The organism is Streptomyces violaceusniger Tu 4113 (genome assembly GCF_000147815.2).
Classification (GTDB): domain Bacteria; phylum Actinomycetota; class Actinomycetes; order Streptomycetales; family Streptomycetaceae; genus Streptomyces; species Streptomyces violaceusniger_A.
This window is the reverse complement of record NC_015957.1, coordinates 5,876,545-5,901,518: the sequence shown is the minus strand read 5'-3', so window position 1 is coordinate 5,901,518 and position 24,974 is coordinate 5,876,545. Positions and strand designations below refer to the sequence as shown.

Genomic DNA, 24,974 nt, shown 5'->3' with positions numbered 1-24,974 from the left:
TTAAGTCTCAACAACCACTTTAGTGAGCCGCCGTCAACTTCAGCAACATCGAAAACAGGCCAGTGCGATCGCCGGCGGAGGCGGGTGGGTCCGCCTCCGCCGCGACATCACGGGTCCCGAGGGCGGTCGTCAGTCCTGGATCTCGATGGCCAGGGCCGGACAGACGGCCGCGGCGTGCCGGACGTCCTCGGCCTGCCCGGCCGGGGGCTCGGCGTCGAGCAGCACCACGATGCCGTCCTCGTCGCGCTGGTCGAAGACCTCCATCGCGGCGACCACACACTGGCCGGAAGCGACGCACTTGTCCTGGTCGACGGTCACCTTCATGAGCTTCTCCTTTGTCACCAGGTCACGGGCAGTTCGTAGACGCCGTAGACGGATCCGTCGTGTTTGAACGGGATCCGCTCCAGCTCGGTGGCCGGCCGCAGGGTGGGGATGCGGCGGTAGAGGGTGTTGTAGACGACCTGGAGCTCCATCCGGGCCAGTGGCTGGCCCAGGCACTGGTGGACCCCGAAGCCGAAGGCCACATGGCGGCGGGCGTCACGCCGCAGGTCCAGCCGGTCGGGCTCGGCGAACACCCCGGGGTCCCGGTTGGCGATGTCATTGGCCAGGATCAGCCCCTCGCCCGCGCGGATGACCTCCCCGCCGATCTCGATGTCCGCCACCGCCACCCGGCGCCGCCCGCTGTGGGTGATGTGGAGATAGCGCAGCAGCTCCTCCACCGCCGAGGAGATCAGCCTGGGGTCGTCGGTCTCGCGCAGCAGGGCGAGCTGATCGGGGTGCTCGAAGAGGGCGAGGGTGCCGAGCGCGATCATGTTCGCGGTGGTCTCATGTCCCGCGATCAGCAGCAGCACACCCATCTGCGCCGCCTCGTCGCGGGCCAGCTCGCCCGCCGTGACCCGCCCGGCCAGCCCGGACAGCAGGTCGTCGAGGGGATGGGCGATCTTCTCGCCCATCAGGTCGTCCAGATAGCCGATCAGGTTCCCATGGGCGGTCGACCGCTGCTCGGGCGTGACGTTCCGATTGATGATGACCTTGCTGTTTTCCTGGAAGAAGTCGTGGTCGGCGTAGGGCACTCCGAGCAACTGGCAGATCACCAGCGACGGCACCGGGAGGGCGAACGCCTCCACCAGGTCCACCGGGTTCGGACCGGCCAGCAGCTCGTCGATCAGATCGTCCACGATCTTCTGTACGCCGGGCCGCATCGCCTCCACCCGCTTGATGGCGAACGGCGCGGTCACCATCCGCCGCAGCCGGGCGTGCTCAGGGTCGTCCTTCAGGATGAAGCTGACCCCTGTGCCTCCGGGCGGCATCGGGGCCTGCCGGGGATAGCCGGGCCGGTTGATGTCGGCGCTGACCCTGGCGTCGCCCAGCAGGGCCCGCTGATCGGCGTACCGGGTCACCAGCCACGGAGTGCTGCCGTCCCACAGGCTGACCCTCGCCAGCGGGCCCTCCTGCTGCATGTCCCGCAGCCCCGGGGGCGGGTCGAACGGGCAGCCCGCCGCCCTGGCCATCGGAAACTCCGGGGCCTGCGCGGCGCGTTCGTCCAACGGGTTCACTGTGCTGGTCATCGCTCCCTCAATTCGTTTGAGGCGTGTGGTGGAACCCCCGTTGTTGTCCCCCGACGGCCCTCACGGACCGCTGGTGTGCGGAGCCGCGCTCAGCGGGTGACGGGCGCCGGCCACAGTCCGACGATTCCGTCGATCAGGCCGGTGGCGGCGTCGTGCCAACTGGACCGGGGCGTGGCGGTGTTCTCGGCGAGCGCGCGCTCCCGCTCGGCGCACATGTGCAGGATCAGGTTGCGCGCCATGGCGCCGCGCTCCAGGCGCACCTCGAGCGGCAGCTCGGGAAGGCACCGGTTGAACCCTTCGAGGGTGTGCCGCAGCGCCGGAGAGGCCAGGGACTCCTCGGTCATGATCTCGTGGAGCGCGGGATCGGTCATCACCTGGGCGCAGAACCGTGCGTACCAGGTCGGGCCGGACAGCTCCGCCAAATGCTCGAGGACCGGGCGCACCAGACACGCCACCCAGTCCCGTACGTCGGTGGAGTCGCCGATCTCGCTCAGCAGCCGCTTGCGCAACCGCTCCACCTGCTCGGCATGTTGCCGGGCGATCGCCCGTACCAGGTCGGCCTTGGTGCCGAAGTGGTAGCCGACCGCCGCGTTGTTGCCCTGTCCGGCGGCCTCGCTCACCTGGCGGTTGGAGACCGCGTACACCCCGCGCTCGGCGAACAGCCGCTCTGCGGCGGCCAGGATCGCCTCGCGCGTGGCATCGGCCCGTTCGTGCCGTACGGCCCTGCCCGCCACGGTCACCACCTCACCGGCAGGAGCAACGGCTCGCCGTTCCCTCGATCCACGACGCTCTCCCTCGGTTCCGGGGTGGTCATCGACATGATCAGGCAACCTCATGGGCCACGTTAAGTCAACCGACTGATTTAAGTCAGGGTCATCGGAACCGCGCGCACCAGCGCCAAGACCCCGGGGCGTGCGGAGCGCCGGTCAGCCGCCGTACGACTCGCCGGCGTCGTGGACCAGCAGGGCGATCTGGACGCGGTTGTTGAGGTCCAGCCGGGTCAGGATGCGCGACACATGGGCCTTCACCGTCGGCAGCGCCAGATGCAGCCCCCGGGCGATCTCAGCATTGGAGCGGCCACCCCCGACCGCCCGGGCCACCTCCCGCTCCCGCTCGCCCAGCAGCGCCAGCCGGGCCCGGGCGGCGGTGGCCCGGTCCTCCTGCCCGCCGCCCGCCACCTGCTCGATGAGGCGGCGGGTGACGGCGGGGGAGAGCACCGGATCCCCGGCGGCCACCGTCCGGATGGCCGCGACGATGTCCCGTGGCGGGGTGTCCTTGAGGAGGAACCCGGCCGCCCCGCCGCGCAGCGCCCGCAGCACATGCGCGTCGGTGTGGAAGGTGGTCAGCACCAGCACCTCGGGGGCGCCGGGCCGGGCCCGGACCTCGGCGGTGGCGGTCAGCCCGTCCACGCCGGGCATCCGGATGTCCATCAGCACCACATCGGGCCGGTGCGCGGCGACCAGCGCCGCCACCTCCGCCCCGTCGGCGGCCTCCGCGACGACCTCGATGTCCGGGGCGCCGCCCAGCATCAGGCGCAGCCCGGCCCGTACGATCGCGTCGTCGTCCACCAGCAGGACATGGATCACCCGCGCCGTCCTCCCTCACCCCTGGCCCGCGGCGGACACCGGGTCCGCCGCAGGCCAGGGTAGCCAGGCACGGACCCGGAAACCGTCATGGGCCGCACCCGCCCTCAGCTCGCCACCCGCCAGCCGGGCCCGTTCGGCCAGCCCGATCAGCCCCTGGCCGGCGCCTCCCCCTCCACCGCCGGTGTCCGCGGCCGCCCCGGGCGGCGGCGCGTTGTGGACCTCCACCGTCAGCCGGTCGGCCGGGCCCCCGGCCACCCGTATGGTGACCGCCGCGCCGGGCGCGTGTTTGCGCGCGTTGGTCAGCGCCTCCTGGACGATGCGGTACGCCGTCCGCCCCACCATGGGCGGCGGGGCCGGCCCGTCGGGCGGCCCGGTCAGTTCGATCCGGCCGCCCGCCGCCCGTGCCTCCGTCACCAGCCGGGCCAGGTCGGCCAGTTCGGGCTGGGGCCGCTCGTCCTCCGCCGGTCCCGCGCGCAGCACCCCGATCACCTCGCGCAGATCGCGCAGCGCCAGATGGGCACTCTCCCGGATCACCCCGGCGGCCTTTCCGATCTCCTCCCGGGGCGCTTTCGTATGGAACTCCAGTGCCCCCGCGTGCACGCTCAGCAGCGTCAGCCGGTGCCCCAGCACATCGTGCATCTCCCGCGCGATCTCCTCCCGTGCCTCCCGGCGAGCCCGCTCGGCCCGCAACTCCGCGTCCGCCTCGGCCAGTTCGGCGCGCTCCCGCAGTGAGTCGATCAGCTGCTGCCGGGACCGCCGGAACAACCCCCAGCCGATGGCCCCGGCGATCAGCGCGAAGTACGTCAGCGCCGAGCTCTTCCGGTCCCCGGACACCTCCGGTAGCTGCCACAGGAAGGCTGGAAGCGGTACGAAGGCCACCGCCGCCAGCCATGCCGTGGCCCGCCATGGCCGGGTCGCGGCCACCGTGAACACCGCCACCATCGCCGGACCGGTCAGATAGTGCGACACCTCGCTGCCCGCCAGCAGCAGCGCCACCGCCAGCGCCACCGGCCACCGCCGCCGCAGCAGGACCGTCGCACACCCCAGCCCGCCGATCACCTGGTCGACGGTCCGCCACAGCGGATCGAGGCCGTCCTCGATCGGTATGGAATCCGAGCTGGCGGCGGCGAAGCAGGCGGCGAAGAGCATCAGCCCCAGATCGGCTGCCCAGTCCCGGCGGGTGCGGTGGATGCGGCGCATGTCCCGGCAATCTACGCGGACCCGGCGGGCGAGCGGGGATGGTGGCCGCGAGCGGATACTTAAGTACGACTCGCCGGTGGCGGGCGGTGTTCTTTGGTCACCGTCTCGCCGCCTTGTGCCCGATCCGCCGCCCGGGGCGGCCCGCCTAGGTTCGGGCCATGACATCCACCAAGTCCACCTCCCCGCTCGCCGCCGTGTCGCATCTGCTCTGCTTCGTCCTCGTGGTCGGTGGCGGAAGCGGCCTGCTGCACGAATGGTGGGGCTGGCTCCACTTCATGGGTTTCGTCCGCTTCGTCGTCCCCGACGGCTACGCGGTCTACAGCTATGTGGTGATGGTCGTCCTCGGCCTGGCGGTGGGCGCGGCGGGCGATGCGATCGGCGGTCGAAGCCGCGGATGACGCCGTCGACTCCGGCAAGGCCGACCGCTGCGCGGGCGTCGGCGACGCCTCCGTCTCCCGCGGCGGCGCCGGTCAGACGGAGGTCCGGAGAAGTTTCCGAGCGTGTCGCCGAGATGGCCGGCGGCCGCCGCGGCGAGGGCGGGGGATCACATCGCGCCCCCCGCCCTCCACCTCGACGGTCACCTCACTTCCGCGCCGCGATCCGCAGACACGTGATGGAGTTCGCGGGGAAGGTGTGACTGAAGGTGGTGTCCACACCGTCGAGTGTGGAACTGCTCGGCTTGATGGGCTGATCGGTGGCGGTGTTCACCGCGTCCGGGTCGCCCTGGAGCGTGGTCAGCCGCGCGGTGCGCCGGACCTTGACCCCTTGGCCGAGGTCGATACGGGTGCGGGCGGCCGCGTCCTGGGCGTTGACGACCTTGATGATGAGCTCACCGGTGGCCTTGTCGCGCGTCACCACCTGGCGGAACGGCTCGGCGACCTTGTCATCGGTGAACGCGCCCCACTTCTTCCCGTCCAGGTACAGGGTCACCTGCCGGCCGCGGACCTCGATCCGCACGTCGTACGCCCGGCCCGTCTCGATCTTGGTGCCGTCCTCGGCCATCGTCTGCTTGGCGCCGTCCGTGGCCTTCTCCACGGCGGATCGGGTGTTGCCCCAGCCGCCGAGGTTCCACCAGTAGTAGTTGCCGGTGTCCTTGACCCCGAAGGCGATGAGGAAGCCCTCGCTGCCCGCGCGCTTGGTGGCCTTCAGGTTCAGGTCGTAGTTCTGCCAGCCGCGGTCGCCCGCGGTGACCATGGTGTTCTCGGCACCGGTGTCGGACTGCACATACGCGCCGTCCCGCACCTGCCAGGAGCCGGTCCCGGTGGCCTTCGTCCACTTGCCGTCGCCGCCGGAGAAGTCGTCGCCGAGCAGCGTGGCCCCGTCCGCCGAGGTGACCTGGACGTCGTCGTACGCGACGCTGGTGGCCCAGGTGGACAGGCCGACGGCGCCGGTGATCGGGCCGGAGGGGAGGGACGGGGTGGCGGACGCCTCGCTCGGCACGACCTGGTCGCCGACGTTGTTCATGAACAGTTTCTGGGTCTCATAACTGGTCGAGCCCCAGGCGGCGGCGTTGTCGTACCAGATCAGATCCGGCCGCCACTGGACGTAGTCCTTGTTGGCCAGCAGCGGGGCGTAGGAGGCCATCCTCACCACATCCGCGTTGCGCTCCAGGCCGGTCATGTACGCGGCCTCGGCGAGGGAGTTGCCGAAGCGGTTGTCCTGCGAGGCGTATTCACCGAGGAACACCTTCGGGCCCTGGCGGTCGTACGAGTCGTAGCGCTTGTTGTTCTCCAGGAACCACTGCGGGCTGTTGTAGTAGTGCTCGTCGACCATCTTCACCTTGGCCGCGCGGTTCAGCTCCCACGCGCGGTCGAAGGTGACGCCGCTGTCGTCGGGCCCGGAGTTGCTGATCACCGTGATCTCCGGGTGCTTCGCCTCGATGGCCTCGCGGAATTCGGTGAAGCGCTCGAAGAAGGCGTCGGGGAGGTTCTCCTCGTTGCCGACCTCCAGACGGTTCAGCCCGAAGGGCTTCGGATGTCCCATCTGCGCGCGCTTCCTGCCCCAGGTGGAGGTCACCGGACCATTGGCGAACTCGATCAGGTCGAGGGTGTCCTGGATGTGGCGCTTCAGCAGCTCGGGGTCGTCGGTGGCCTTGTTCTGGCCGCAGCCGGTGACGAGGGCGGGCACCACGGGCAGCGGTGTCGCGCCGATGTCCTCGGCGAACTGGAAGTACTCGTAGTAGCCGAGGCCGTAGGACTGGTTGTAGCCCCAGGGGTTGGCGTTGGTGGGCCGCTCCTCGACCGGGCCGACGGTGTCCTTCCACTGGTAGGACCGCTTGCGCTCCCAGTCCGGTGCCTCGTACGCCCGGTGGCTGCCGGTGTTCACCAGACAGCCGCCGGGGAAGCGCAGAAAGCCCGGCTTCAGCGCGGCGATCTTCTCCGCGAGGTCCTTGCGGAGCCCGTTCGGATGGCCCTTGTAGGTGTCCCGGGGGAAGAGGGAGGCCATGTCCAGCCGGACGGTGCCGCCACCTCCGGCGGTCACCGCGAGCCGTCCGGTGGTGTCCGTGGCGCGCGCGGTGAGCGTCCCGGTGTACTTCGTCCAGTGGTCCCCGCGCACGGTGGCGCGCAGCGGCGAGGCGAGCGCGGTGGCGCCCGAGGCGGTGTGCAGCCCGATCGTCAGCGGGGTGCCCGAGGGGTTGTCGGTGCGGGCCCACACCGAGAAGTCGTACGTCTTTCCGGCCTGGACCGCGATGCCGGTGTTGTATCCGGCGTTGGTGACGCCGTATCCCGCCCCGGCGCCGCCGCCGTCCCCGCGCAGATCCAGCCGCAGATAGTTGCGGTTCTTCTCGCCCAGCCGCGCCGCGTCGTTCACCACCCGCGCCGTGCCGGTGGCGCCGCCGGTCGTGGTCTCGGTCCACGAGGTGAGCGGTGTGTACGAGGCGTGGTCGGCGGTGTCGTACTCGAAGGACCGGTTCTGGACCAGCTCGGCGTACAGCCCGCCGTCCGCGGCGCGGTTGATGTCCTCGTAGAAGATGCCGTACATCGCGTCGTCGATCTCCGGGCCCGCGCGGTCCGGATCGACGGTGATCGAGTAGTCGGTCACGGCCGCGGAGGAGGCTCCGGCGGCCGTGGGGTCGGTGAGCGAGGCGGCGGCGAGCGAGGTGGTGAGCAGAGCGCTCAGGGTGAGGCCGAGGCCCGGTCTGATGCGTCCCATTGATCGCATGGCGACTCCTGTACCGCAGAATGTTCGAAATATCGGACACTGCTCAGTACTTCGGACGGACGATAGGCAAGGGACCGATGGGGCGTCAATGGGCGGTGCGCGACGGTCAGTCGGCCGATCGCGGTGGCGCGGTCGTGCCGCGGACCTCGAGGGCCGGAGCGGTGAGGGCGACTTCGCCGGGGCGGGCGGGGTCGGCGATCCGGTCGAGCAGGCGGCGTGCGGCGCGACGGCCGATGTCGTGGTTGGCGTTGTCCACGGTGGTGAGCCACAGATGGCGCAGCCGCGCGAGATAGGTGTTGTCGTAGCCGACGAGGGAGAGGTCGTCCGGCACCCGGAGGCCGAGCTCCTCGGCGGCCGACAGGGCGCCGACCCCGGCCATGTCGTTGAACGCGAAGACGGCGGTGGGCCGGTGCGGCGCGCCCAGCAGCCGGACCGTGGCCCGGTAGCCGCCCTCCTCGGTCAGATCGCCCTGCTCCACGGCCGCCGACCCGGACAGGCCGTGCTCGCGCATGACCGCCTCGAATCCGCGGCGGCGCAGCTCGCCGACCACTCCCTGCCCGGCGATATGGGCGACGCGCCGGTGGCCGAGACCGATGAGGTGCTCGGTGGCGAGGCGGGCGCCCAGCTCGTCGTCGCCCGCGACGATGTCCACGTGGGGCAGCACGGGCTCGCGGGTGCCCGCGACCACCGTGGGCACCCGCGCGGCCGCCGTGCGCACCGCCGCCGGGTCCGGGAGCGTGCCGACCGCGATCAGGCCGTCGACCCGCAGCTCGGTGAAGGTGTGGGTGAGGTCCTCGCCGAGCCGCCGGTTGAGCCGGCCGTCGGCCAGCAGCGTCCGCAGACCGCTCGCGTACAACTGGGAGTTGAGGCCGTCGAGCAGCTCCACGAACCAGGGGTTGCGCAGATCGTTCAGGAGTACCCCGACGGTCCGGGTGCGCCGCTCGCTGAGGCTGCGCGCGGCGGCGTTGGGCCGGTAGCCGAGCTCCTCGACGGCGGCCAGGACGGCCTGCCGCTTCTCGGGGCGCACCTGCTCGGAGCCGCGCAGCACCAGGGAGACCAGCGACTTCGACACTCCGGCCCGTTCGGCGACATCGCGGATCGTCGGTGGTCTCATGTTCTGGACCGTTCCACAGGGCGGACGTGGTTGTCAAAGGGGTTGACACCCTGCGGACAGGGCTTCCAGTGTGGGCCGGGAAGGTTCTGGAACGGTCCAAAGAAGGGCAGTCATGGTGAGTACGCTCGGGGTCGCCGTCGTGGGATTCGGCTGGATGGGACGGGTGCACACCCAGGCGTACGTCCGGCTGCCGCACCACTTCCCGCAGCAGTCCGTACGGCCCGAACTGGTCGCTGTCGCCGACGAGGTGCCCGGACGGGCCGAGGAGGCCGCCGGGCGGTACGGCTTCGCCACCGCCGTCCGGGACTGGCAGGAGGTCGCCGCCGACCCCCGCGTCCAGGCGGTGAGCATCGCCGCGCCGAACTTTCTGCACCGCGAGATCGGCATCGCCATGGCCCGGGCGGGCAAGCACATCTGGATCGAGAAGCCGGTCGGGCTCACCGCCGACGACGCCCGCGCGGTCGCCGCCGCCGTGGCCGAGGCCGGGGTCCAGGGCGCGGTCGGCTTCAACTACCGCAACGCGCCCGCCGTCCAGACCGCACGCGCCATGATCGCCGCGGGTGAGATCGGCACCGTCACCCATGCCCGCGTCCGCCTCTTCAGTGACTACGCCGCCCACCCCGAGTCCGCTCTGACCTGGCGGTACGAACGCGCGCGGGGCGGCAGCGGAGTGCTGGGCGACCTCGCCTCACACGGGGTGGACCTGGCCCGTTTCCTGCTCGGCGAGATCGACGCCCTGACCGCCGACACCGCCGTTTTCGTGCCCGAGCGGGCCCGCCCCACCGGCGCCACCGCCGGCCACACCCGGTCCACCGGCGGCGAGCTGGGCCCGGTGGAGAACGAGGACTACGTCTCCTGCCTGCTGCGCTTCGCCTCCGGCGCCCGCGGGGTGCTGGAGGCGTGCCGGGTCTCGGTCGGCGAGCAGAACACCTACGGCTTCGAGATCCACGGCACCAAGGGCGCGCTCTTCTGGGACTTCCGGCGCATGGGCGAACTCGGCGTCAGCCACGGCACCGCCTACCAGGACCAGCCCGTCTCCACCGTGTACATCGGCCCCGGACACGGCGAGTACGCCGCCTTCCAGCCCGGCGCGGCCAACAGCATGGGCTATGACGATCTGAAGGTGATCGAGGCGTACCACTTCGTGCGCTCCATCGCCGAGGGCACCGCCTACGGCGCCACCCTGGACGACGCCGTGCACAGCGCCACCGTGCTGGACGCCATGGCCCGCTCCGCCGAGCGGGGCACCTGGGTGAGCCCCGGCTGAGCGGAGCGGCTCAAGGACATCCGGATCGTGGTGGGCACAGGACTTCCGGATCGTGGGTGGCCGCGGTGAGCACTCGGGGCCGAACCGGCGTACTGGAGGGGGCGGGGAACCGCGCACGCACCCTCGACGCCGGAGGTACCTCACCCGTGAGCACCACGACCAAAGCGGCCCCGACCCGGGCCGGCCGCCGCGACGCGGGCGATCCGCGGGGCGGGCGGTTCGATTCGTCCCTCGGTCTGATCATGCTGCTGGTCGTGGTGGTCACGGTGCAGGGGCCGATCCGCCGGGCGCTGTCGGCTCCGGTGACGCAGAGCTGGATGACCGTGTTCGTCGCGGTGGTCCTCCAGGCCCTGCCCTTCCTCGTGCTCGGGGTGGTGCTGTCGGCGCTCATCGCGGTGTTCGTCCCGCCGTCGTTCTTCGCCCGCGCGCTGCCGCGGCGGCCCGCCCTCGCGGTGCCGGTGGCGGGGGTGGCCGGGGCGGTGCTGCCCGGCTGTGAATGCGCCTCGGTGCCGGTGGCCGGGGCGCTGGTGCGCCGGGGCGTCACCCCCGCGGCGGCGCTGGCGTTTCTGCTGTCCGCCCCGGCGATCAACCCGATCGTGCTGACCGCCACCGCCGTCGCGTTCCCCCGCGACCCGGAGATGGTGCTCGCCCGGTTCGTGGCCAGTCTGCTCGTGGCGTGTGCGATGGGCTGGCTGTGGCAGCGGCTGGGGCGGGCCGACTGGCTGCGCCCACCGGCCCGCCCGTCCTTCCACGGCCACGGCAGGGGCGCCGCGTTCTGGGCGTCCGTACGCCACGATGTGATGCACGCCGGTGGCTTCCTCGTCGTCGGCGCGATGGCCGCGGCCACCCTCAAGGCCGTGGTTCCGGCGAGCTGGCTGCGCGGCGCGGCCGATGACCCGGTGGTGTCGATCCTCGCCCTGGCGGTCCTCGCGGTGCTGCTGTCGATCTGCTCCGAGGCCGACGCCTTCGTGGCCGCGTCCCTGTCGCAGTTCTCGCTCACCGCCCGGCTGGCGTTCCTCGTCGTCGGGCCGATGATCGACCTGAAGCTGTTCGCCATGCAGACCGGAACCTTCGGCCGCGGGTTCGCGCTGCGGTTCGCGCCCGCCACCTTCGTCCTCGCCGTGCTGATGTCGGTCCTGGTCGGGGCGGTGCTGCTGTGAACCGGAAGGCTCAGGCGATCGTGCTGTTCCTCATCGGCGGGGCGGTGCTGCGGGCCGGTTTCACCGGCCTGTATCTGCGCTATGTGAAGGCGGGGCTGCGCCCGTTGCTCCTCGCGGCCGGTGTCGTCCTGATCGCGGCCGCCGTGGCCACCCTCTGGTACGAGCGGCCGCGCACGGCCGATGGCGACCCGCACGCGGAGGAGGGCGACGGCGGCCACGCCCACCGGGAACCACGGGTCTCCTGGCTCCTCGTGCTCCCGCTGTTCGCCCTCATCCTGGTGGCGCCGCCCGCGCTGGGCTCGTACACCGCCATGCACACCGGCACGGCGCTGCAACGCCCCTGGGGCTTCCCCGCGCTCCCCGACGGTGACCCGCTGCCGCTCAACGTGGCCGATTACGCGGGCCGCGCGGTGTACGACCACGGGCACTCCCTGGAACATCGGAGGGTCGAGGTCACCGGCTTCATCGCCCTCGACGGCCACGGCGCCCCCTACCTCGTCCGCATGGCCCTCAACTGCTGCGCCGCCGACGCCCAGCCCGTGAAGATCGGGCTGACCGGACGGATCCCCCCGGTGCTGCAACCCGACACCTGGCTCCAGGTCATCGGCACCTACACCCGTAAGCGGACCAAGGACCCCGTGGGCGGTGGAACCATCCCGTACCTCGAGGTCAGCAGCTCCCGGCCGGTCCCGGCCCCGCACGATCCGTACGACGAGAGCTGGAACGGCTGACCGCCCGGTGGCTCCGTCGAACCGGCCGCCGTCCCGCCACCCGGCCGCTAAGATCGTCCGCGCGGCGGCTGCTCTTCGAGCGGTGGGCGGTCGGCGACGGGGGATGCACGTCACCACGACCCTGGGAGCCGACCATGGCGAACACCTCCCCCGATCCGGCGGCCACGGCGCCGCTCGGGCCACCGCCGCCGTTCGACCCGGAGCTCATCGCGCCACTCGCGGCAATCGGCGAGATACTGCGGCCCGGCGGGTCCGGGGCGGATCCGGAGGCGGGGGACGGTCAGGGCGTGCCCGGTATGGAGACGCTGACGAACGAGGACCTGGAGCGCGACGGAGCCTTCCTGGTCGAGGAGCGGTCCGTCCCCGGCCCGGCGGACGCGCCGGAGGTCTCGCTGCTGATCTGCCGGTTGGCGGACGCGGCCACTCCCACACCGGCGCTGTATCACATCCACGGCGGCGGCATGACGGTCGGCCACAACCGTCTGGGTATGCCGGAGTTGCTCGACCTCGCCCAGGAACTGCGGCTCGCCGTGGTGTCCGTCGAATACCGCCTGGCGCCGGGGACCCGGCATCCGGGGCCGGTCGAGGACTGCTACGCCGGGCTGCGCTGGACCGCCGAACACGCCGAAGAGCTGGGCATCGACCCGGGGCGCATCGTGGTCGTGGGCGGCAGCGCCGGTGGCGGCCTCGGCGCGGCCGTCACACTGCTGGCCCGGGACCGCGGCGGCCCGGCCCTGTTCGGGCAGTTGCTGATGTGTCCCATGCTCGACGACCGCAACGACACACCGTCCGCCCGGCAGATGACGGGGATCGGGGTGTGGGACCGCGCCGCCAACGAGGCCGGATGGACCGCGCTGCTCGGCGACGCACGCGGGGGCGACGACGTCTCGCCGTATGCCGCACCCGCCCGTGCCACGGATCTGTCCGGACTGCCGCCCGCGTTCATCGACGTCGGCTCGGCGGAGACCTTCCGCGACGAGGACGTGGACTACGCCGGCCGCATCTGGCGGGCCGGGGGATCGGCCGAACTGCACGTCTGGTCAGGGGCCTTCCACGGCTTCGGCGGCATGGCACCGCAGGCCGCCGTCTCGCGGGACGCACGGGAGGCGCGGCGGCGGTGGCTGCGCAGGCTCCTGGCCCGCTGACGGCGCCCGTGCGCGGGCCGTACGTACGGCCCGCGCACGCCCGCCGCGGGAAGGCCGCCGCGGGAACGATCCGACCGCCGGCGGCGGTGGCCGCGCGAGAGGGTCAGTGGGACTCGTGGGGCACCTCGTGTCCGCTGGAGCCGACCAGGAAGTCCAGGTCCAGCCCCTGGTCCGCCTGGAGCACATGCTCGGTGTAGAGCCTGCTCCAGCCCCGGGCGGCGACCGGCGGCGGGGGCTGCCAGGCGGCCCGCCGGCGCTCCAGCTCCGCTTCGCCCACCTCCAGGGTGAGCGCACGGGCCGGGACGTCCAGGGTGATCCAGTCGTCGTCGCGCACCAGCGCCAGCGGGCCGCCGACGGCGGACTCGGGGGCCACATGGAGCACTACGGTGCCGAAGCCGGTGCCGGACATCCGGCCGTCACAGATCCGCACCATGTCCTCGACGCCCTTGCGCAGCAACTTGGGCGGCAGCACCACATTGGAGACCTCGGGCATGCCCGGGTAGCCACGAGGGCCGCTGCCCCGGATCACCAGCACGGTGTTCTCGTCCACCGGCAGGTCCTCATCGGCGTGAACGGCGATGTAGTCCTCCGGTGTGTCGAACACCAGGGCCCGGCCGCGGTGCCGGAGCAGGTGGCGCGATGCGGCGGACTGTTTGATCACCGCGCCGTCGGGTGCGAGATTGCCGCGCAGCACCGCGGTACCGGTGCCCGCTTCCTGGAACGGATCGTCCAGTGTCCGGATCACCTGACGGTTCCAGCACTCGGCGTCGGCGACGTTCTCCGCCACCGTGCGCCCGTTCACCGTGGCCGCACCGGTGTGCAGCAGCGCGCCCAGCTCGCGCATCACCGCCGGCAGGCCCCCGGCGTAGCAGAAGTCCTCCATCAGGAACCGTCCGGAGGGCTGCAGATCGACCAGTGTGGGCACCTCCCGGGCCAGCGCGTCGAAGTCGTCGAGACTCAGCGGCACCCCCAGCCGCCCCGCGATGGCCAGCAGATGGATCACCGCGTTGGTGGAGCCGCCGATGGCCGCGTTGACCCGTATCGCGTTCTCGAACGCCGCCCGGGTCATGATCTGCGACGGCCGCAGATCCTCCTCCACCATGGCCACGATCCGCTGCCCGGCGCGCTGCGCCGTCTCGTACCGCCGCGAGTCCACCGCCGGCCAGCTCGCCGAATAGGGCAGTTGCATGCCGAGCGCCTCGGCCATCGACGCCATGGTGGACGCGGTGCCCATGGTCATGCAGTGCCCGTTGGACCGGGCCATGCAGCCCTCGGCGAAGAAACACTCCTCCTCGGTCATCCGCCCGGCCGCGAGCTCGGCCTCGAACCGCCACACCTGCGTGCCCGAGCCCACATCCCCGCCCCGGTACTTGCCGTTGAGCATCGGTCCGCCGGTGACCATGATGGCCGGCAGATCGACGCTGGAGGCGGCCATCAGCAGACCGGGGGTGGTCTTGTCGCAGCCGGACAGCAGCACCACACCGTCCAGCGGATTGGCCCGTATCAGCTCCTCGGCCTCCATGGCCAGCAGATTGCGGTACAGCATCGCGGTGGGCCGCATCAGCGTCTCGCCCAGCGCCATCGCCGGGAACTCCAGCGGAAAGCCACCGGCCTGCCAGACCCCGCGCTTCACCGACTCCGCCACCCGCTGCAGATGGCTGTTGCAGGGCGCCAGCTCCGACCACGTCGTGGCGATGCCGATCACCGGACGGCCGTCGAACACCTCCCCGGAATAGCCCTGGTTGCGCATCCAGGACCGATAGACCATGCCGGACCGGCCCTCCGCGCCGAACCAGGCCGCGCTGCGCCGCCGACCGTGTGTTCCCGTGTCAGTCACTTCTGCACTCCTTCTGGCGAACGGTGATGGCGTCTGGACGAAGGGCGGTCTCGGCGAAGCGCCTTCTCAGCGAAGGGTGATGACGTTTCCGGTGATGAGTGCGGCCTCGTCCGAGGCGAGGAAGACGATGGTCTTCGCGACCTCGTCCGGATCGGCGACATGGAAGTGGGTGGTGCTCGAGGCGACGAACCGCCGGACCTCGTTCGTAACCCACCCGGTGTCGGTCACGGGCGGCTGCACCACATTGGCCGTGATGCCGAGGGCGGCCAGCTCCGCGGCCGCCGAGAGGGTGTAGTCGGTCTGCGCGGCTTTCGCCGCCCCGTAGGACACCTCGCCGGGGAAACCGAGCTCCCCTCCCGACGTCAGGCCCACGATCCGCCCCCAGTCGGCACCGCGTGCCCGGTGGCGGCGGGCCAGCTCACCGATCAGCAGCGCCGGCGCCATCGCGTCCACCGCGAACTGCCGGGACCAGGTCTGTGCGGTGACGGGGCGCAGCGGCCGGTCGAACCGGTCGGCCGGATCGGAGGTGAAGGTGTCCTGGATCCATCCCGAGGCGTTGTTGACCAGGATGTCGACCGGGCCCAGTCGGTCCTCGGCGAGGTCGAAGAGCCGCCCCGGAACAGCGGGGTCGCTGAGGTCCGCTTCGTATGCCTCGGCCCGTCCTCCGGCCCGGCGGATCTCCGCCGCGACCTCTTCGCCGTCGATGGACCGCGCGGCGTGGTACGGATCGGGGGCGTCCCCCTCACCGGGGCCGCGGGGGCGCAGACAGGTGCAGAGCACCGCGGCGCCGCGGGCCGCCAGCGCTCGTGCCGTCGCCGCGCCGATTCCCTGGTTCGCCCCCGTCACCAGGGCGACATGGCTGGTTGACGATGTTTCCCGCACCCCCGCAGTACAGCAAAGACCAGCGCCACGCGGAAGATCGTGTCAGCCGCTGAGCCGGGGCCGTCGTCGTCCGGCATCGGGCGGATCAGCCGATATGACGTGCTGTCACCGGGCCGCCGCGCCCGTTCAGCCTCAGGGACGGCGTGCCGTCCGGCCCGGGGTGGGCGGGTGCGGTAATCATCCGGTGCGTGCGGGGTGGATCGGTGTCCGGCACACGGTGAGGAGTGTCCGCATGAGTGGTGAGCTGTCCGGAGCCACGGCCCTGGTCACGGGCGCCACGGCGGGGATCGGCCGCGCCGTGGCGCTGGGCCTGGCGGCGATGGGGGCCGAGGTCGTCGTGCACGGCCGGGACGCGCGGCGGGGTGCGGAAGTGGTCCAGGAGGTGTCCGCGGCGGGGGCCACGGCCCGGTTCGTGGCGGCGGATCTCGCCGAGGCCGACGATGTGCGGCGGCTGGCCGCCGAGGCGGGGGAGGTGGACGTCCTGGTCAACAACGCCGGCGTCTACCGGTTCGCGGACACCGCCGGGACCTCGTCCGAGATGTTCGACGTCCATATGGCCATCAACGCCCGCGCACCGCTTCTGCTGGTCGGGCGGATCGCACCGGGTATGGCCGCTCGGGGCCACGGGGCCATCGTCAACCTCAGCACCATCGCCGCCGGCGCCCCCGCCCGCAACGCCGGGGCGTACGGCGCCTCGAAGGCCGCGCTGGAGCTGCTGACCCGGGTGTGGGCCGATGAGTTCGGCGGCCGGGGAGTACGGGTCAACGCCGTCCGGTCGGGCCCGGTCCGTACGCCGGGCACCTCCGAGATGGGGGAGGAGGCCCTCCGGACCGTGGCGCGGGCCACGGTCCTGGACCGGCCCGCGGCGCCCGAGGAAATCGCCGAAGCCGTTCTGTTCCTGGTCTCCTCGCGGGCGAGCTACATCACCGGCGCCGTCCTGGAGGCCCGGGGCGGTGAACTCGCCATCGGCTGACGAAGGGTGCCGCATTCCTGGACCGCGCCGCCGCAGGCGATGGGCTGTTCCGTCCAGATGCACTTGCTCCGCCCAGCGCCCCACCGCCTCGAGGAAGGCGGCCTGTTCCGGGGTCGGCTCCCGCGGGCCGGTGAGGACGGACAGCGCGCCCACCGGCCCGTCCGGCCCGGTCAGCGGAACGGATGCCACCGTGGTCGCCGTCGGCAGGGCCCCGGAGGAGGCGCGGCCGGTCGCCCCGGGCCCGAGGGTCTCGCCGGGTCCGAGGGTCTGGCCGGGTCCGAGGGTCTGGCCGGGTCCGACGGTCTCGCCTATGGCCGCCGGCAGCCAGACGAAGCAGCCGTCCCGCACGGCCCGGGCGGGGGCGAGCGGGGCCTCGTCCTGGCGGATCTCCTCCCAGCCCCCGAGGGCGGGCAGCGGCAGCCCGCTGGCCAGGACCAGGCGCAGCGTACGGCTGCCGGCCGGGCCGCAGGACCAGTGCATCAGCCCCGCGAGTCCGCCCAGCTCGGAGACCGCCTGGTCCAGGGCGTGCTGCAGTGCCTCACGGTCGTTGAGCGCGGCGCCCACCGTCGAGAGCAGGGAAAGCCGTTCATCGCCCCATGAGTGGGAGCGCCCCACCGCGTCTGTTTCGCGCCGCTCCTCCATCCCCGGACCTCACCTCATGGAATAGTGCATTCTCGGACAAACGTAGCACTGGCATATGCCGCACATCGGTCAGTGGGCATCCGCGGCCAACTTCCCTATTTTCCCTACTGGAAAAATAGGGAATGATGAAGTCCGGCCGGATGGAGGGGAGCGGGCGTGACGGTGGTGGATGCGGTGGCCGAGGCGCCCGACCGCGCGTGGTGGCTGCAGATCGCCGGCGAGGCGGCGGACGACCTCGCCACGGACGCGGTCATCCGCGACCAGGCCGGCAAGACGCCGTACGACGAGGTCGCCCGGTTGCGCGAGGCGGGGCTGTTGGCGCTGCTGATCCCCGTCGAGCATGGGGGCGGGGGAGCGGGCTGGTCCACGGCCTGCGCCGTGGTGCGGAAGATCGCCGCGGCCGATGGCGCGATCGGCCAGGTGCTCGGCTGCCACTACCTGCTGTCCTTCAGTGCCCGCTTCTTCGGCGGGGCCGATCTGGCCGCCCGGCTGGAGCGGGAGTCGGCGGCGGGGCAGTGGTGCTGGGGCGGCGGGCTGACCGCCCGCGAGCCACGGCTGACGCTCACCTCCGGGAGGGACGGCCGGGTGGTGAACGGACGCCAGGGGTACGCCACCGGCGTCCTGGTCGCCGACCGGCTGGCCGTCCGCGCCACCCACGCCGACACCGGCGAGCCACTGGCCGTGCTCGTCGACACCGCCGATCCCGGTGTGGTGTGCGGCGGCGACGACGGGGACACCTTCGGGCAGCGGCTGGCGGCCGGCGGAAGCGTGGAGTTCGACGCGGCGCCGGTTGAGGACGGTGCGGTGCTCGGCCCGCTCTCCTGGGACGAGGACACCCCGTCGCCCTTCAGCGGTCTGGCCGCGCCGACCGGGCGTCTGGTCTCGGCGCAGATCTGTCTCGGGATCGCGCAGGGAGTGCTCGCCGAGGCCCGCGAGTACACCAGGGCCGTGCACGCGCCCTGGCCGCACACCTCCCCGCGCGATCCGTACGCGCTGACCACTTACGGGGAGCTCACCGTCGCCACGCTCTCCGCCGCCGCCCTCGCCGATCAGGCGCTGGAGGCCCTGGACAGCGGGCTGACGCGGGGCGAGGACCTGACCGACGACGAATGCGCCGAGATCACCGTGCTCGCCGCGGCGGCCGAGGCCGCCGCCTCCCGGGCCGCCCACGACGCCACCGCCCGCGCCCTGGACGTCGTCGGCGCGCGCTCCGCCTCCTCCGCCTACGGATTCGACCGCTTCTGGCGCAACGCGCGCACCCATACCCTCTATGACCCCGTCGCCCACCGGCTCCACGAGGTCGGGGACTACTTCCTCAACGGTGAGCACCCCCCGTTCACCCTGCCCTTCTGACGGCCCGCCGCGCCGGTGGCGGATAATCACGGTATGCGGATCTCGGCGAAGGCGGACTATGCGGTGCGGGCGGCGTTGGAACTGGCCGCGGCGGGGGCGGACACCTCCGTAAAGGCCGAGGTGATCGCCGGTGCGCAGGGCATCCCGCACAAGTTCCTCGAAGGGATTCTGGGCGATCTGCGCCGGGGCGGGCTGGTGGCCAGCCAGCGCGGGGGCAATGGCGGCTACCGGCTGGCCCGCCCGGCGGACACCATCAGCATCGCCGAGGTGATCCGGGTGGTCGACGGACCCCTGGTGTCGGTGCGCGGAGTACGCCCGCCCGAGCTGTCGTACTGCGGACCGGCGGAGTCGCTGCTGCCGCTGTGGATCGCGGTGCGGGCCAATGTGCGCAAGATCCTCGGCGAGGTGACCCTCGCGGAGGTGGCCGCGGCCCGGCTGCCCGGCGATGTCCTGGGCCTCGCCGAGGACCCCGAGGCGTGGACCAATCCCTAGCGGCCTCCCGCCGCCGCGTTACGACCCGGCGTCCAGGCCGTCGACCATGCGGTCCAGCAGACGGGCGAACGTGGCGTCGGGGGTGAGCGGGCGGGTGGGGGCGGAGAGCGCCTCGGCGAGCTCCGGGTGGTGTCCGTCGGCGGCCACCGAGGCGAGGTACCGGGCATCGGCGGCGGCCCGGTCGGGTGAGTCGGCGAGCGCGGCCTGAGCGATCTCATCGGCGACGAGTCCGGCGACGAACCCCGTGATCAGGCTGAACACCTCCAGCTTCGCACCGCCGTCCAGCGCGGTGGGCCGCAGGGCGGCGAGCGCGTGTTCCACGAAGGCCAGGGTGTTGGGTCCGAGGGACCAGCGGCGGTTGAACAGCGCGGCGGGGAGCCATGGGTGGCGCAGCATCAGGGCGCGCTGGGCGTGGGCGATGGCCTTCAGATCGGCGCGCCAGTCGCCGGTCAGCGGGGCCGGTGGTGACAGCTCGCCGTTGACCTGGTCGACCATCAGTCGCAGCAGCGTCTCCTTGTCGGGAGCGTAGCTGTAGAGCGACATGACCCCGGCGCCGACCTGCGACGCCACCCGCCTCATCGTGACCGCGTCGGTTCCCTCGGCGTCCGCCAGGGCGACGGCTGCGGCGGTGATCGCCTCACGGCTGAAGGCGGGTTTACGCCCCTTGCGGGGCTGCTGGGGGCTCTGCCAAAGCTGCTGGGGGTCGACGCCTCCGGCGCCGGATCCGTCACCGCGAACCACGACCTGATCGCTCCTTCCCGCCATGGCGACTTGCGGAATCCATCCAAGCACCTACTATTCTCGTACGTAGTACGGGAATGCGGAGAGGGGAACGCGGGATGACGTCACCTACGCGTGATGGTGGGTCCGGGACCACCGACGGAGTGGCCGCGGCCGCCTGGGTCGCGCCTTCGGGCAGGCCGCCGCTCGCGGCGCGGATGATGAGGGCGACCTGGCGCGGCCTTCCGGCCAAGCGGTACGAGGCCGGACGGGAGCCGGACCTCGAGATGCCGGCCGCCGACGGCAGCACCCTCCGCGCGGACCACTACTTCCCCCGCGCCGAGGGCGACTTCCCCACCCTGCTGGTGCGTTCCCCCTACGGCAGGGGAGTGCCCTGGTCGCCCATGTACGGAATGCTCTTCGCCGAACAGGGCTTCCACGTCGTCCTGCAGAGCTGCCGCGGCACCGGTGGCTCGGGCGGCGCGTTCGACCTGTGGCGCAACGAGGCGGCCGACGGCCGGGCCACCGTGGCGTGGCTGCGGGACCAGCCCTGGTTCAACGGCGCGCTGGGCACCATCGGCCCCAGCTATCTCGGCTATGTGCAGTGGGCGCTCGCCCTGGACCCGCCGCCGGAGCTGCGGGCGATGGTGGTGCAGGTCGGGCTGCACGACCCCCATGCCCTGTTCCACCGCGGCGGCGCGCTCCAACTGGAGAACTCCCTGCTCGTCGGCTCCGGCATGACCGCCCAGCACCGGGGGTTCGGCCCCTTCGTACGGGCCACGCTGCGCCTCCGGCGCCATCTGAAGCACATCACCCGGGCGCTGCCGCTGCGCGGATCGTATGTGCGTGGCCTCGGGGGTGAACTGCCCTGGCTGGACGGCGTGATGTCCCATCCGGACGCCGGTGACCCGTTCTGGAAGGGCGCGTCCACCGGTGGTGCCGCCGACGGCCTGCACATCCCGACCTGCCTGATCAGCGGCTGGCAGGACGCGCTGGTGGACCAGACCTTCGAGCAGTACGGCAGGCTGCGCCGGTCCGGCTGCGACACCTCCCTGCTCATCGGACCGTGGACCCACACCTCCGCGCTCCAGCGGGGCTGGCCGGAGGTCTTCGCGGAAAGCCTCGCCTGGCTGCGCGCCCATCTGTGCGGCGACCCCTCGGGGCTGCGCCCGGCCCGGGTACGGGTGCACATCGGCGGCCAGGGGCACTGGCGGGACCTCGACGACTGGCCGCCGTCCCCCGACACCGCCCCGTGGTACCCCGTGGAGGGCGGGCGGCTCACCCGGCGGCCGCCCGAGACGTCCGCGTCACTGGCCTCCTTCCGCTACGACCCGGCCGACCCCACCCCGTCCATCGGCGGGCCGCTGCTCTCGCCCACCTCCGGGAGCCGTGACAACGGCGATCTCGAGAAGCGCCCCGATGTGCTGACGTTCACCGGCGAGCCGATGGACGAGCCCATGGACGTCCTCGGCCCGGTCGCGGCGCGGCTGCGGATCTCCACCGACACCGGGTACGCCGATGTCTTCGCCCGCCTGTGCGACGTCGACGAACAGGGCCGTTCGGTCAATGTGTGCGACGGGCTGGTGCGGTTGCCGACCGGGCCGGGGCAGCCCGTGGAGGTCACCGTGCCGATGAGCTCCACCGCCCACCGCTTCCTGCCCGGCCACCGGGTCCGGCTGCAGATCAGCGGCGGCGCCCACCCCCGTTACGCCCGCAACACCGGAAGTGGCGAGCCGGCGCTCGACGCGACCACCCTCACGCCCGTGCGCATCACCGTGCACGGGGCCTCGGTGCTGGACCTCCCGGTGGTCCGCATCGAGCGGTGAGCCGGTGACTGGCGCGCGCGGGGGGCGCGCCAGCCGCCGGTGCACCTCTCCGCCCGGTGCCGGGTATCCGCCCGGCACCGGCCATCCGGCACCGGCCACCCGGCCGCGGTCAGGAGCCCCGCCACAGCGGGCCTCCTACCGTGGCCGGGCCGGGTCGTCCACCACATAGCCGAGGGCCTTGTCGGCGGGCATGCGACCCGGAGCGTCAGGGGCGCTGGTCCTTCTCCTCGCAGTAGGCGACGCTGCGTCGTCTCGACGAAGCGTTCGCGGCGTTCTTCCGGCGGGTCACGTCCCGCTACCCGCGCTTTCGCGGGGTCAACTGGTTCGACACGGTGGAATTTCCCAGGGACGGCGACGGCTGCCGCTGGGACTCCACCCCGCACGCCCCCGTTACCCGCGTCCGATTTCAGTGCGTCGGGCACGTCAAGGTGCACCAGCACCGGGCAGTTGTCGGCAACGTCAAGACCGTGTCTGTCAAGCGCGAGGGCGGTAAGTGGTTCGTCGTGCTGACCGCCGAGCGGGCCCAGCCCGAGCGGCTTGCGCCGACCGGCTCGGTGGTCGGCATCGATCTGGGGATCGCCAACTTCCTCGCCGACTCGGGCGGCTCCTTCGTCGCCAGGCCGCGCTACGGGCGGAAGGCCGCCGAGAAGCTCGAAGCCGCTCAACGGGCGCTGTCACGGTACCCGCGCCGCAAGGCTCACGATCGGACGGCCAACCACCAGCGTGCCGTGGAGAAGGTCGCCGAGCTGCACGGCAAGATCCGGCGCCAGAGCCTCGGCCACGCGCACAAGACCGCCCTCAGCCTGTTCCGTGAGCACGACTTCATCGCGTACGAAGACCTCAAGATCCGCAACATCGGCAAGGCCCCTGCTGCACACCATCGAACGGCTCCTCGGCCGCGACCTGGAGTCCGGTGTGCAGCGCACCCAGCTCCATGTCGCCGTCACCGCCCTGGATACGCTGACGGCGGCCGGCGCGGGAGGATGGGACGCATGACATCCGAGACCGGCTATCTGCTGGACAACCGGCAACGCGAGGCCGGGCGGCGCTTCGACGCGCTGGCCGAGCTCTTCGACCCGTGGACCCTCGACCACCTCGACCACCTCGGCCCGGCCGCCGGTTGGCGCTGCTGGGAAGTGGGAGCGGGCGGCCCCTCGGTGCCCACCGCCCTCGCGGAGCGGGCCGGGCCCACCGGACAGGTGCTGGTGACCGACATCGACACCTCCTGGCTGACGGAGCTGTCCGGCCCGGCCGCCGCTCCGATCGAGGTGCGGCGCCATGACGTGGCCCGCGATGAGCCACCGGGCGGCGGCTTCGACCTCGTCCACGCCCGGCTGGTGCTGGTGCATCTGCCCGACCGGGCCGAGGCGCTGCGACGGATGGCCGAGGCGGTGCGGCCGGGCGGATGGCTGGTGGTGGAGGACGCCGACCCGGCGCTCCAGCCCCTGGCCTGTCCCGATGAGCGTGGCCCGGCCGAGGAGCTGGCCAACCGGATCCGCCGCGGATTCCGCGCGCTGCTCGCCGAGCGCGGTGTGGACCTAGCCTTCGGCCGCACCCTGCCCGCCCTGCTGCGCGGCGCCGGGCTGCACGACGTCCGCGCCGAGGGCTGCTTCCCGCTGACCTCCCCGGCATGCCGGGAGCTGGAGGCGGCCACCGTGCGCCAGCTACGCGGGCGGCTGGTGGCGGGCGAGCTGGCCACCGAGGAGGAGATCGAGCGCCATCTGGACCATCTGCGCGGCGAGGCGATGGACGTCACCACCGCCCCGCTCATCACCTGCTGGGGCCGGCGCCCCCACTGAGCGGGCGGCAGGGCCGGGGTGCTCAGCCCCCACTGAGCGGATGGGGGTGCTCAGTCGAGCAGGCCGAGCTGTCCCGCGGCCCGGATCGCCAGCCAGACCTCGGCGAACGCGCCGGTGCTGGACAGATCGCGGCCGGTCAGCTCGCTGAAGCGGCGCAGCCGGTAGGCGAGGGTATTGGGGTGCACATGGAGCGCCGCGGCCGCCTCGTCCGTACGGCGGTCGCGCTCCATCCAGGTGCGCACCGATGGCAGCAGCCGTGAACCATGCCCCGCGTCGTAGCGCTGCGCCTCGCCCAGCACATGCTCGACCAGGTCGGTGAGGGCTGCCGGGTCGTCGGGCAGCCAGCGGCCGGTGACATCGTCGCCGTACCGTACGAGGGCCCGGCCGGACGCGACGGCGTGGGAGGCCGCCCACAGCGCCTCGCGCTGGGCGATCCGCAGCGGCGTGCCCGGGCTGAACGGGCGGCTCATCCCGGCGGCCACGCCGGACAGCGACTCGACCGCGTCACCCAGGCCCGGTGAGCCGAGCAGATAGCGGTCCTCGCCGCGCTTGAGCAGCAGACACGGCTGATCCTCCAACGCCCGCAGCACGGCGTCCTCGGTGACGCCCCGGACCACCGCCAGCACGGTCTCGCCCTCGATGGAGTGGCGCAGCAGATGGCGCCGCGCCACCGCGGGTTCGAGCGCGCCCTGCAGCAGCTCGGCGAGGATCTCCGCGCCCTCGCGGCGCAGCGTCTCCCGTTCGGTGCGGACCATGGCCACCTGGAGGGCGGCCACCGTGGCGATGTGCTGCACCACGGCGAGCCCCGCCGGGCGGGCGCCCTCCCGTTCGAAGGCGATGAGGAAACCCGCCGGGCCACCGGGGGAGGGGACCGGGAGGGCAAAGCCGCCGGGGATGGTCGGCGGGGCGTCCGCCGAGCCGGGAATCACCGAGGTGTCGGGCGCGGGCACACCGGGCAGCAGCGGCCGGCCCTGGGGTGTGCACAGGTAGATGTCGTAACCGGACAGCTTCTCCAGCCGGCTGAAGAGCGTCGCGGTGTCCAGATTCTCCGAGGTCAGCCAGCGCAGCGCGCCGAACACCTGCAGCTGGGCGCCCAGCCGGTGGCGGGCGTCCTCCTGGACGGCGGCGGCCACTTCCTGCGCCACCGCCATGAACGGCACGGCCAGCGGGATCTCCAGGACCGGCATGCCCCGCTCCTCGGCGGCGTCGAAGAACGCCCGGCGCAGCGGGGGCATCCGCAACTGGGCGGAGACGGCCAGGGCGGCCACCCCGGCGTCGTCGAGGCGCTCCAGATAGCCGCGCTGTCCGGCCGCCGAGCGGGGCATCGCTATCCCCGTCGTCATGATCATTTCGGAGCCGAGCAGCCACGGCGTGGGGTCGTCCAACTCGCTCACATGCGCCCAGGACACCGAGCGGTGCAGCCCGGCGCCACCCGCGATCAGACGTAGCTGGAGGGCCGGATACGACAGCAGATCGTCGACCGTCACACCCTGCTCTTTGTTGTTCACCACAAATTG

General features: G+C 72.4%; 21 protein-coding genes and 1 pseudogene. 11 read left to right on the top strand and 11 right to left on the bottom strand.

Translation table 11 applies throughout. The annotated features are described in order from the left end of the window. Window positions 1-129: 129 nt before the first annotated feature. The 5 genes from STRVI_RS24355 to STRVI_RS24335 form a co-directional block, all read right to left on the bottom strand. Window positions 130-324: a ferredoxin gene (locus STRVI_RS24355; RefSeq protein ID WP_014058289.1), complete on the bottom strand. Its 195-nt coding sequence runs from the start codon at window positions 322-324 to the stop codon at window positions 130-132. 14 nt (window positions 325-338) lie between these two features. Next, complete coding sequence (locus STRVI_RS24350; RefSeq protein ID WP_014058288.1) at window positions 339-1,568, bottom strand: cytochrome P450; 1,230 nt, start codon at window positions 1,566-1,568, stop codon at window positions 339-341. Window positions 1,569-1,657: 89 nt separating this feature from the next. Then, a complete protein-coding gene (locus tag STRVI_RS24345; protein ID WP_014058287.1) occupies window positions 1,658-2,302 on the bottom strand; it encodes a TetR family transcriptional regulator in 645 nt (214 codons plus the stop codon). Between the two features lie 192 nt (window positions 2,303-2,494). Next, on the bottom strand, window positions 2,495-3,154 hold the full coding sequence (locus STRVI_RS24340; RefSeq protein WP_014058286.1) for a response regulator transcription factor: 660 nt from the start codon (window positions 3,152-3,154) through the stop codon (window positions 2,495-2,497). Between the two features lie 15 nt (window positions 3,155-3,169). After that, on the bottom strand, window positions 3,170-4,354 hold the full coding sequence (locus STRVI_RS24335; RefSeq protein ID WP_014058285.1) for a sensor histidine kinase: 1,185 nt from the start codon (window positions 4,352-4,354) through the stop codon (window positions 3,170-3,172). A 158-nt stretch (window positions 4,355-4,512) separates the two neighbouring features. Between STRVI_RS24335 and STRVI_RS24330 the strand changes: the two genes are divergently transcribed. Next, complete coding sequence (locus tag STRVI_RS24330; RefSeq protein WP_014058284.1) at window positions 4,513-4,752, top strand: hypothetical protein; 240 nt, start codon at window positions 4,513-4,515, stop codon at window positions 4,750-4,752. Between the two features lie 184 nt (window positions 4,753-4,936). Here STRVI_RS24330 and STRVI_RS24325 read toward each other — a convergent pair whose 3' ends face one another. Then, window positions 4,937-7,516 (bottom strand): alpha-L-arabinofuranosidase C-terminal domain-containing protein, encoded by a 2,580-nt coding sequence (locus tag STRVI_RS24325; RefSeq protein WP_014058283.1) that lies wholly within the window; start codon window positions 7,514-7,516, stop codon window positions 4,937-4,939. A gap of 106 nt (window positions 7,517-7,622) precedes the next feature. Continuing rightward, window positions 7,623-8,630: a LacI family DNA-binding transcriptional regulator gene (locus STRVI_RS24320; RefSeq protein WP_014058282.1), complete on the bottom strand. Its 1,008-nt coding sequence runs from the start codon at window positions 8,628-8,630 to the stop codon at window positions 7,623-7,625. Window positions 8,631-8,742: 112 nt separating this feature from the next. On the opposite strand from STRVI_RS24320, the gene STRVI_RS24315 reads away from it, so the two are divergent. From STRVI_RS24315 to STRVI_RS24300, 4 genes are all read left to right on the top strand, one after another. After that, on the top strand, window positions 8,743-9,897 hold the full coding sequence (locus STRVI_RS24315; RefSeq protein ID WP_014058281.1) for a Gfo/Idh/MocA family protein: 1,155 nt from the start codon (window positions 8,743-8,745) through the stop codon (window positions 9,895-9,897). Between the two features lie 146 nt (window positions 9,898-10,043). After that, window positions 10,044-11,057, top strand: a complete 1,014-nt coding sequence (locus STRVI_RS24310; RefSeq protein ID WP_014058280.1) for a permease — start codon at window positions 10,044-10,046, stop codon at window positions 11,055-11,057. After that, window positions 11,054-11,788, top strand: coding sequence for a TIGR03943 family putative permease subunit (locus STRVI_RS24305; RefSeq protein WP_014058279.1), 735 nt, complete (start codon window positions 11,054-11,056; stop codon window positions 11,786-11,788). Before STRVI_RS24310 ends, STRVI_RS24305 begins: the two co-directional genes overlap by 4 nt. Window positions 11,789-11,922: 134 nt before the next feature. Beyond that, a complete protein-coding gene (locus STRVI_RS24300; protein ID WP_014058278.1) occupies window positions 11,923-12,933 on the top strand; it encodes an alpha/beta hydrolase in 1,011 nt (336 codons plus the stop codon). Window positions 12,934-13,036: 103 nt separating this feature from the next. Here the strand turns inward: STRVI_RS24300 and STRVI_RS24295 are convergent, their stop codons facing one another. Together STRVI_RS24295 and STRVI_RS24290 are read right to left on the bottom strand one after the other, a co-directional pair. After that, window positions 13,037-14,770 carry an IlvD/Edd family dehydratase gene (locus tag STRVI_RS24295; protein ID WP_014058277.1) on the bottom strand — a complete coding sequence of 578 codons (1,734 nt, stop codon included), beginning with the start codon at window positions 14,768-14,770 and terminating at the stop codon, window positions 13,037-13,039. Between the two features lie 66 nt (window positions 14,771-14,836). Then, a complete protein-coding gene (locus tag STRVI_RS24290) occupies window positions 14,837-15,652 on the bottom strand; it encodes an SDR family oxidoreductase (protein ID WP_043236474.1) in 816 nt (271 codons plus the stop codon). A 232-nt stretch (window positions 15,653-15,884) separates the two neighbouring features. Here STRVI_RS24290 and STRVI_RS24285 point away from each other — a divergent pair, with 232 nt between their 5' ends. The 3 genes from STRVI_RS24285 to STRVI_RS24275 all read left to right on the top strand — a co-directional run bounded on the left by STRVI_RS24285 (window position 15,885) and on the right by STRVI_RS24275 (window position 19,112). Continuing rightward, window positions 15,885-16,625 carry an SDR family NAD(P)-dependent oxidoreductase gene (locus STRVI_RS24285; protein WP_014058275.1) on the top strand — a complete coding sequence of 247 codons (741 nt, stop codon included), beginning with the start codon at window positions 15,885-15,887 and terminating at the stop codon, window positions 16,623-16,625. A 798-nt stretch (window positions 16,626-17,423) separates the two neighbouring features. After that, window positions 17,424-18,620, top strand: a complete 1,197-nt coding sequence (locus STRVI_RS24280) for an acyl-CoA dehydrogenase family protein (RefSeq protein WP_014058274.1) — start codon at window positions 17,424-17,426, stop codon at window positions 18,618-18,620. Between the two features lie 33 nt (window positions 18,621-18,653). After that, a complete protein-coding gene (locus STRVI_RS24275; protein WP_014058273.1) occupies window positions 18,654-19,112 on the top strand; it encodes an RrF2 family transcriptional regulator in 459 nt (152 codons plus the stop codon). Window positions 19,113-19,130: 18 nt separating this feature from the next. Here the strand turns inward: STRVI_RS24275 and STRVI_RS24270 are convergent, their stop codons facing one another. Next, on the bottom strand, window positions 19,131-19,853 hold the full coding sequence (locus STRVI_RS24270) for a TetR/AcrR family transcriptional regulator C-terminal domain-containing protein (protein ID WP_014058272.1): 723 nt from the start codon (window positions 19,851-19,853) through the stop codon (window positions 19,131-19,133). Between the two features lie 200 nt (window positions 19,854-20,053). Between STRVI_RS24270 and STRVI_RS24265 the strand changes: the two genes are divergently transcribed. The 3 genes and pseudogenes from STRVI_RS24265 to STRVI_RS24260 all read left to right on the top strand — a co-directional run bounded on the left by STRVI_RS24265 (window position 20,054) and on the right by STRVI_RS24260 (window position 23,457). Further along, window positions 20,054-21,658: a CocE/NonD family hydrolase gene (locus STRVI_RS24265; RefSeq protein ID WP_106685950.1), complete on the top strand. Its 1,605-nt coding sequence runs from the start codon at window positions 20,054-20,056 to the stop codon at window positions 21,656-21,658. A 185-nt stretch (window positions 21,659-21,843) separates the two neighbouring features. Further along, window positions 21,844-22,563 (top strand): annotated as a pseudogene (locus STRVI_RS48425) (RNA-guided endonuclease InsQ/TnpB family protein); the annotation flags it as partial. An 87-nt stretch (window positions 22,564-22,650) separates the two neighbouring features. Continuing rightward, window positions 22,651-23,457 (top strand): class I SAM-dependent methyltransferase, encoded by an 807-nt coding sequence (locus STRVI_RS24260; RefSeq protein WP_043239654.1) that lies wholly within the window; start codon window positions 22,651-22,653, stop codon window positions 23,455-23,457. A gap of 50 nt (window positions 23,458-23,507) precedes the next feature. Here STRVI_RS24260 and STRVI_RS24255 read toward each other — a convergent pair whose 3' ends face one another. Continuing rightward, window positions 23,508-24,968, bottom strand: coding sequence for a PucR family transcriptional regulator (locus STRVI_RS24255; RefSeq protein WP_014058269.1), 1,461 nt, complete (start codon window positions 24,966-24,968; stop codon window positions 23,508-23,510). Between the last annotated feature and the right edge of the window lie 6 nt (window positions 24,969-24,974).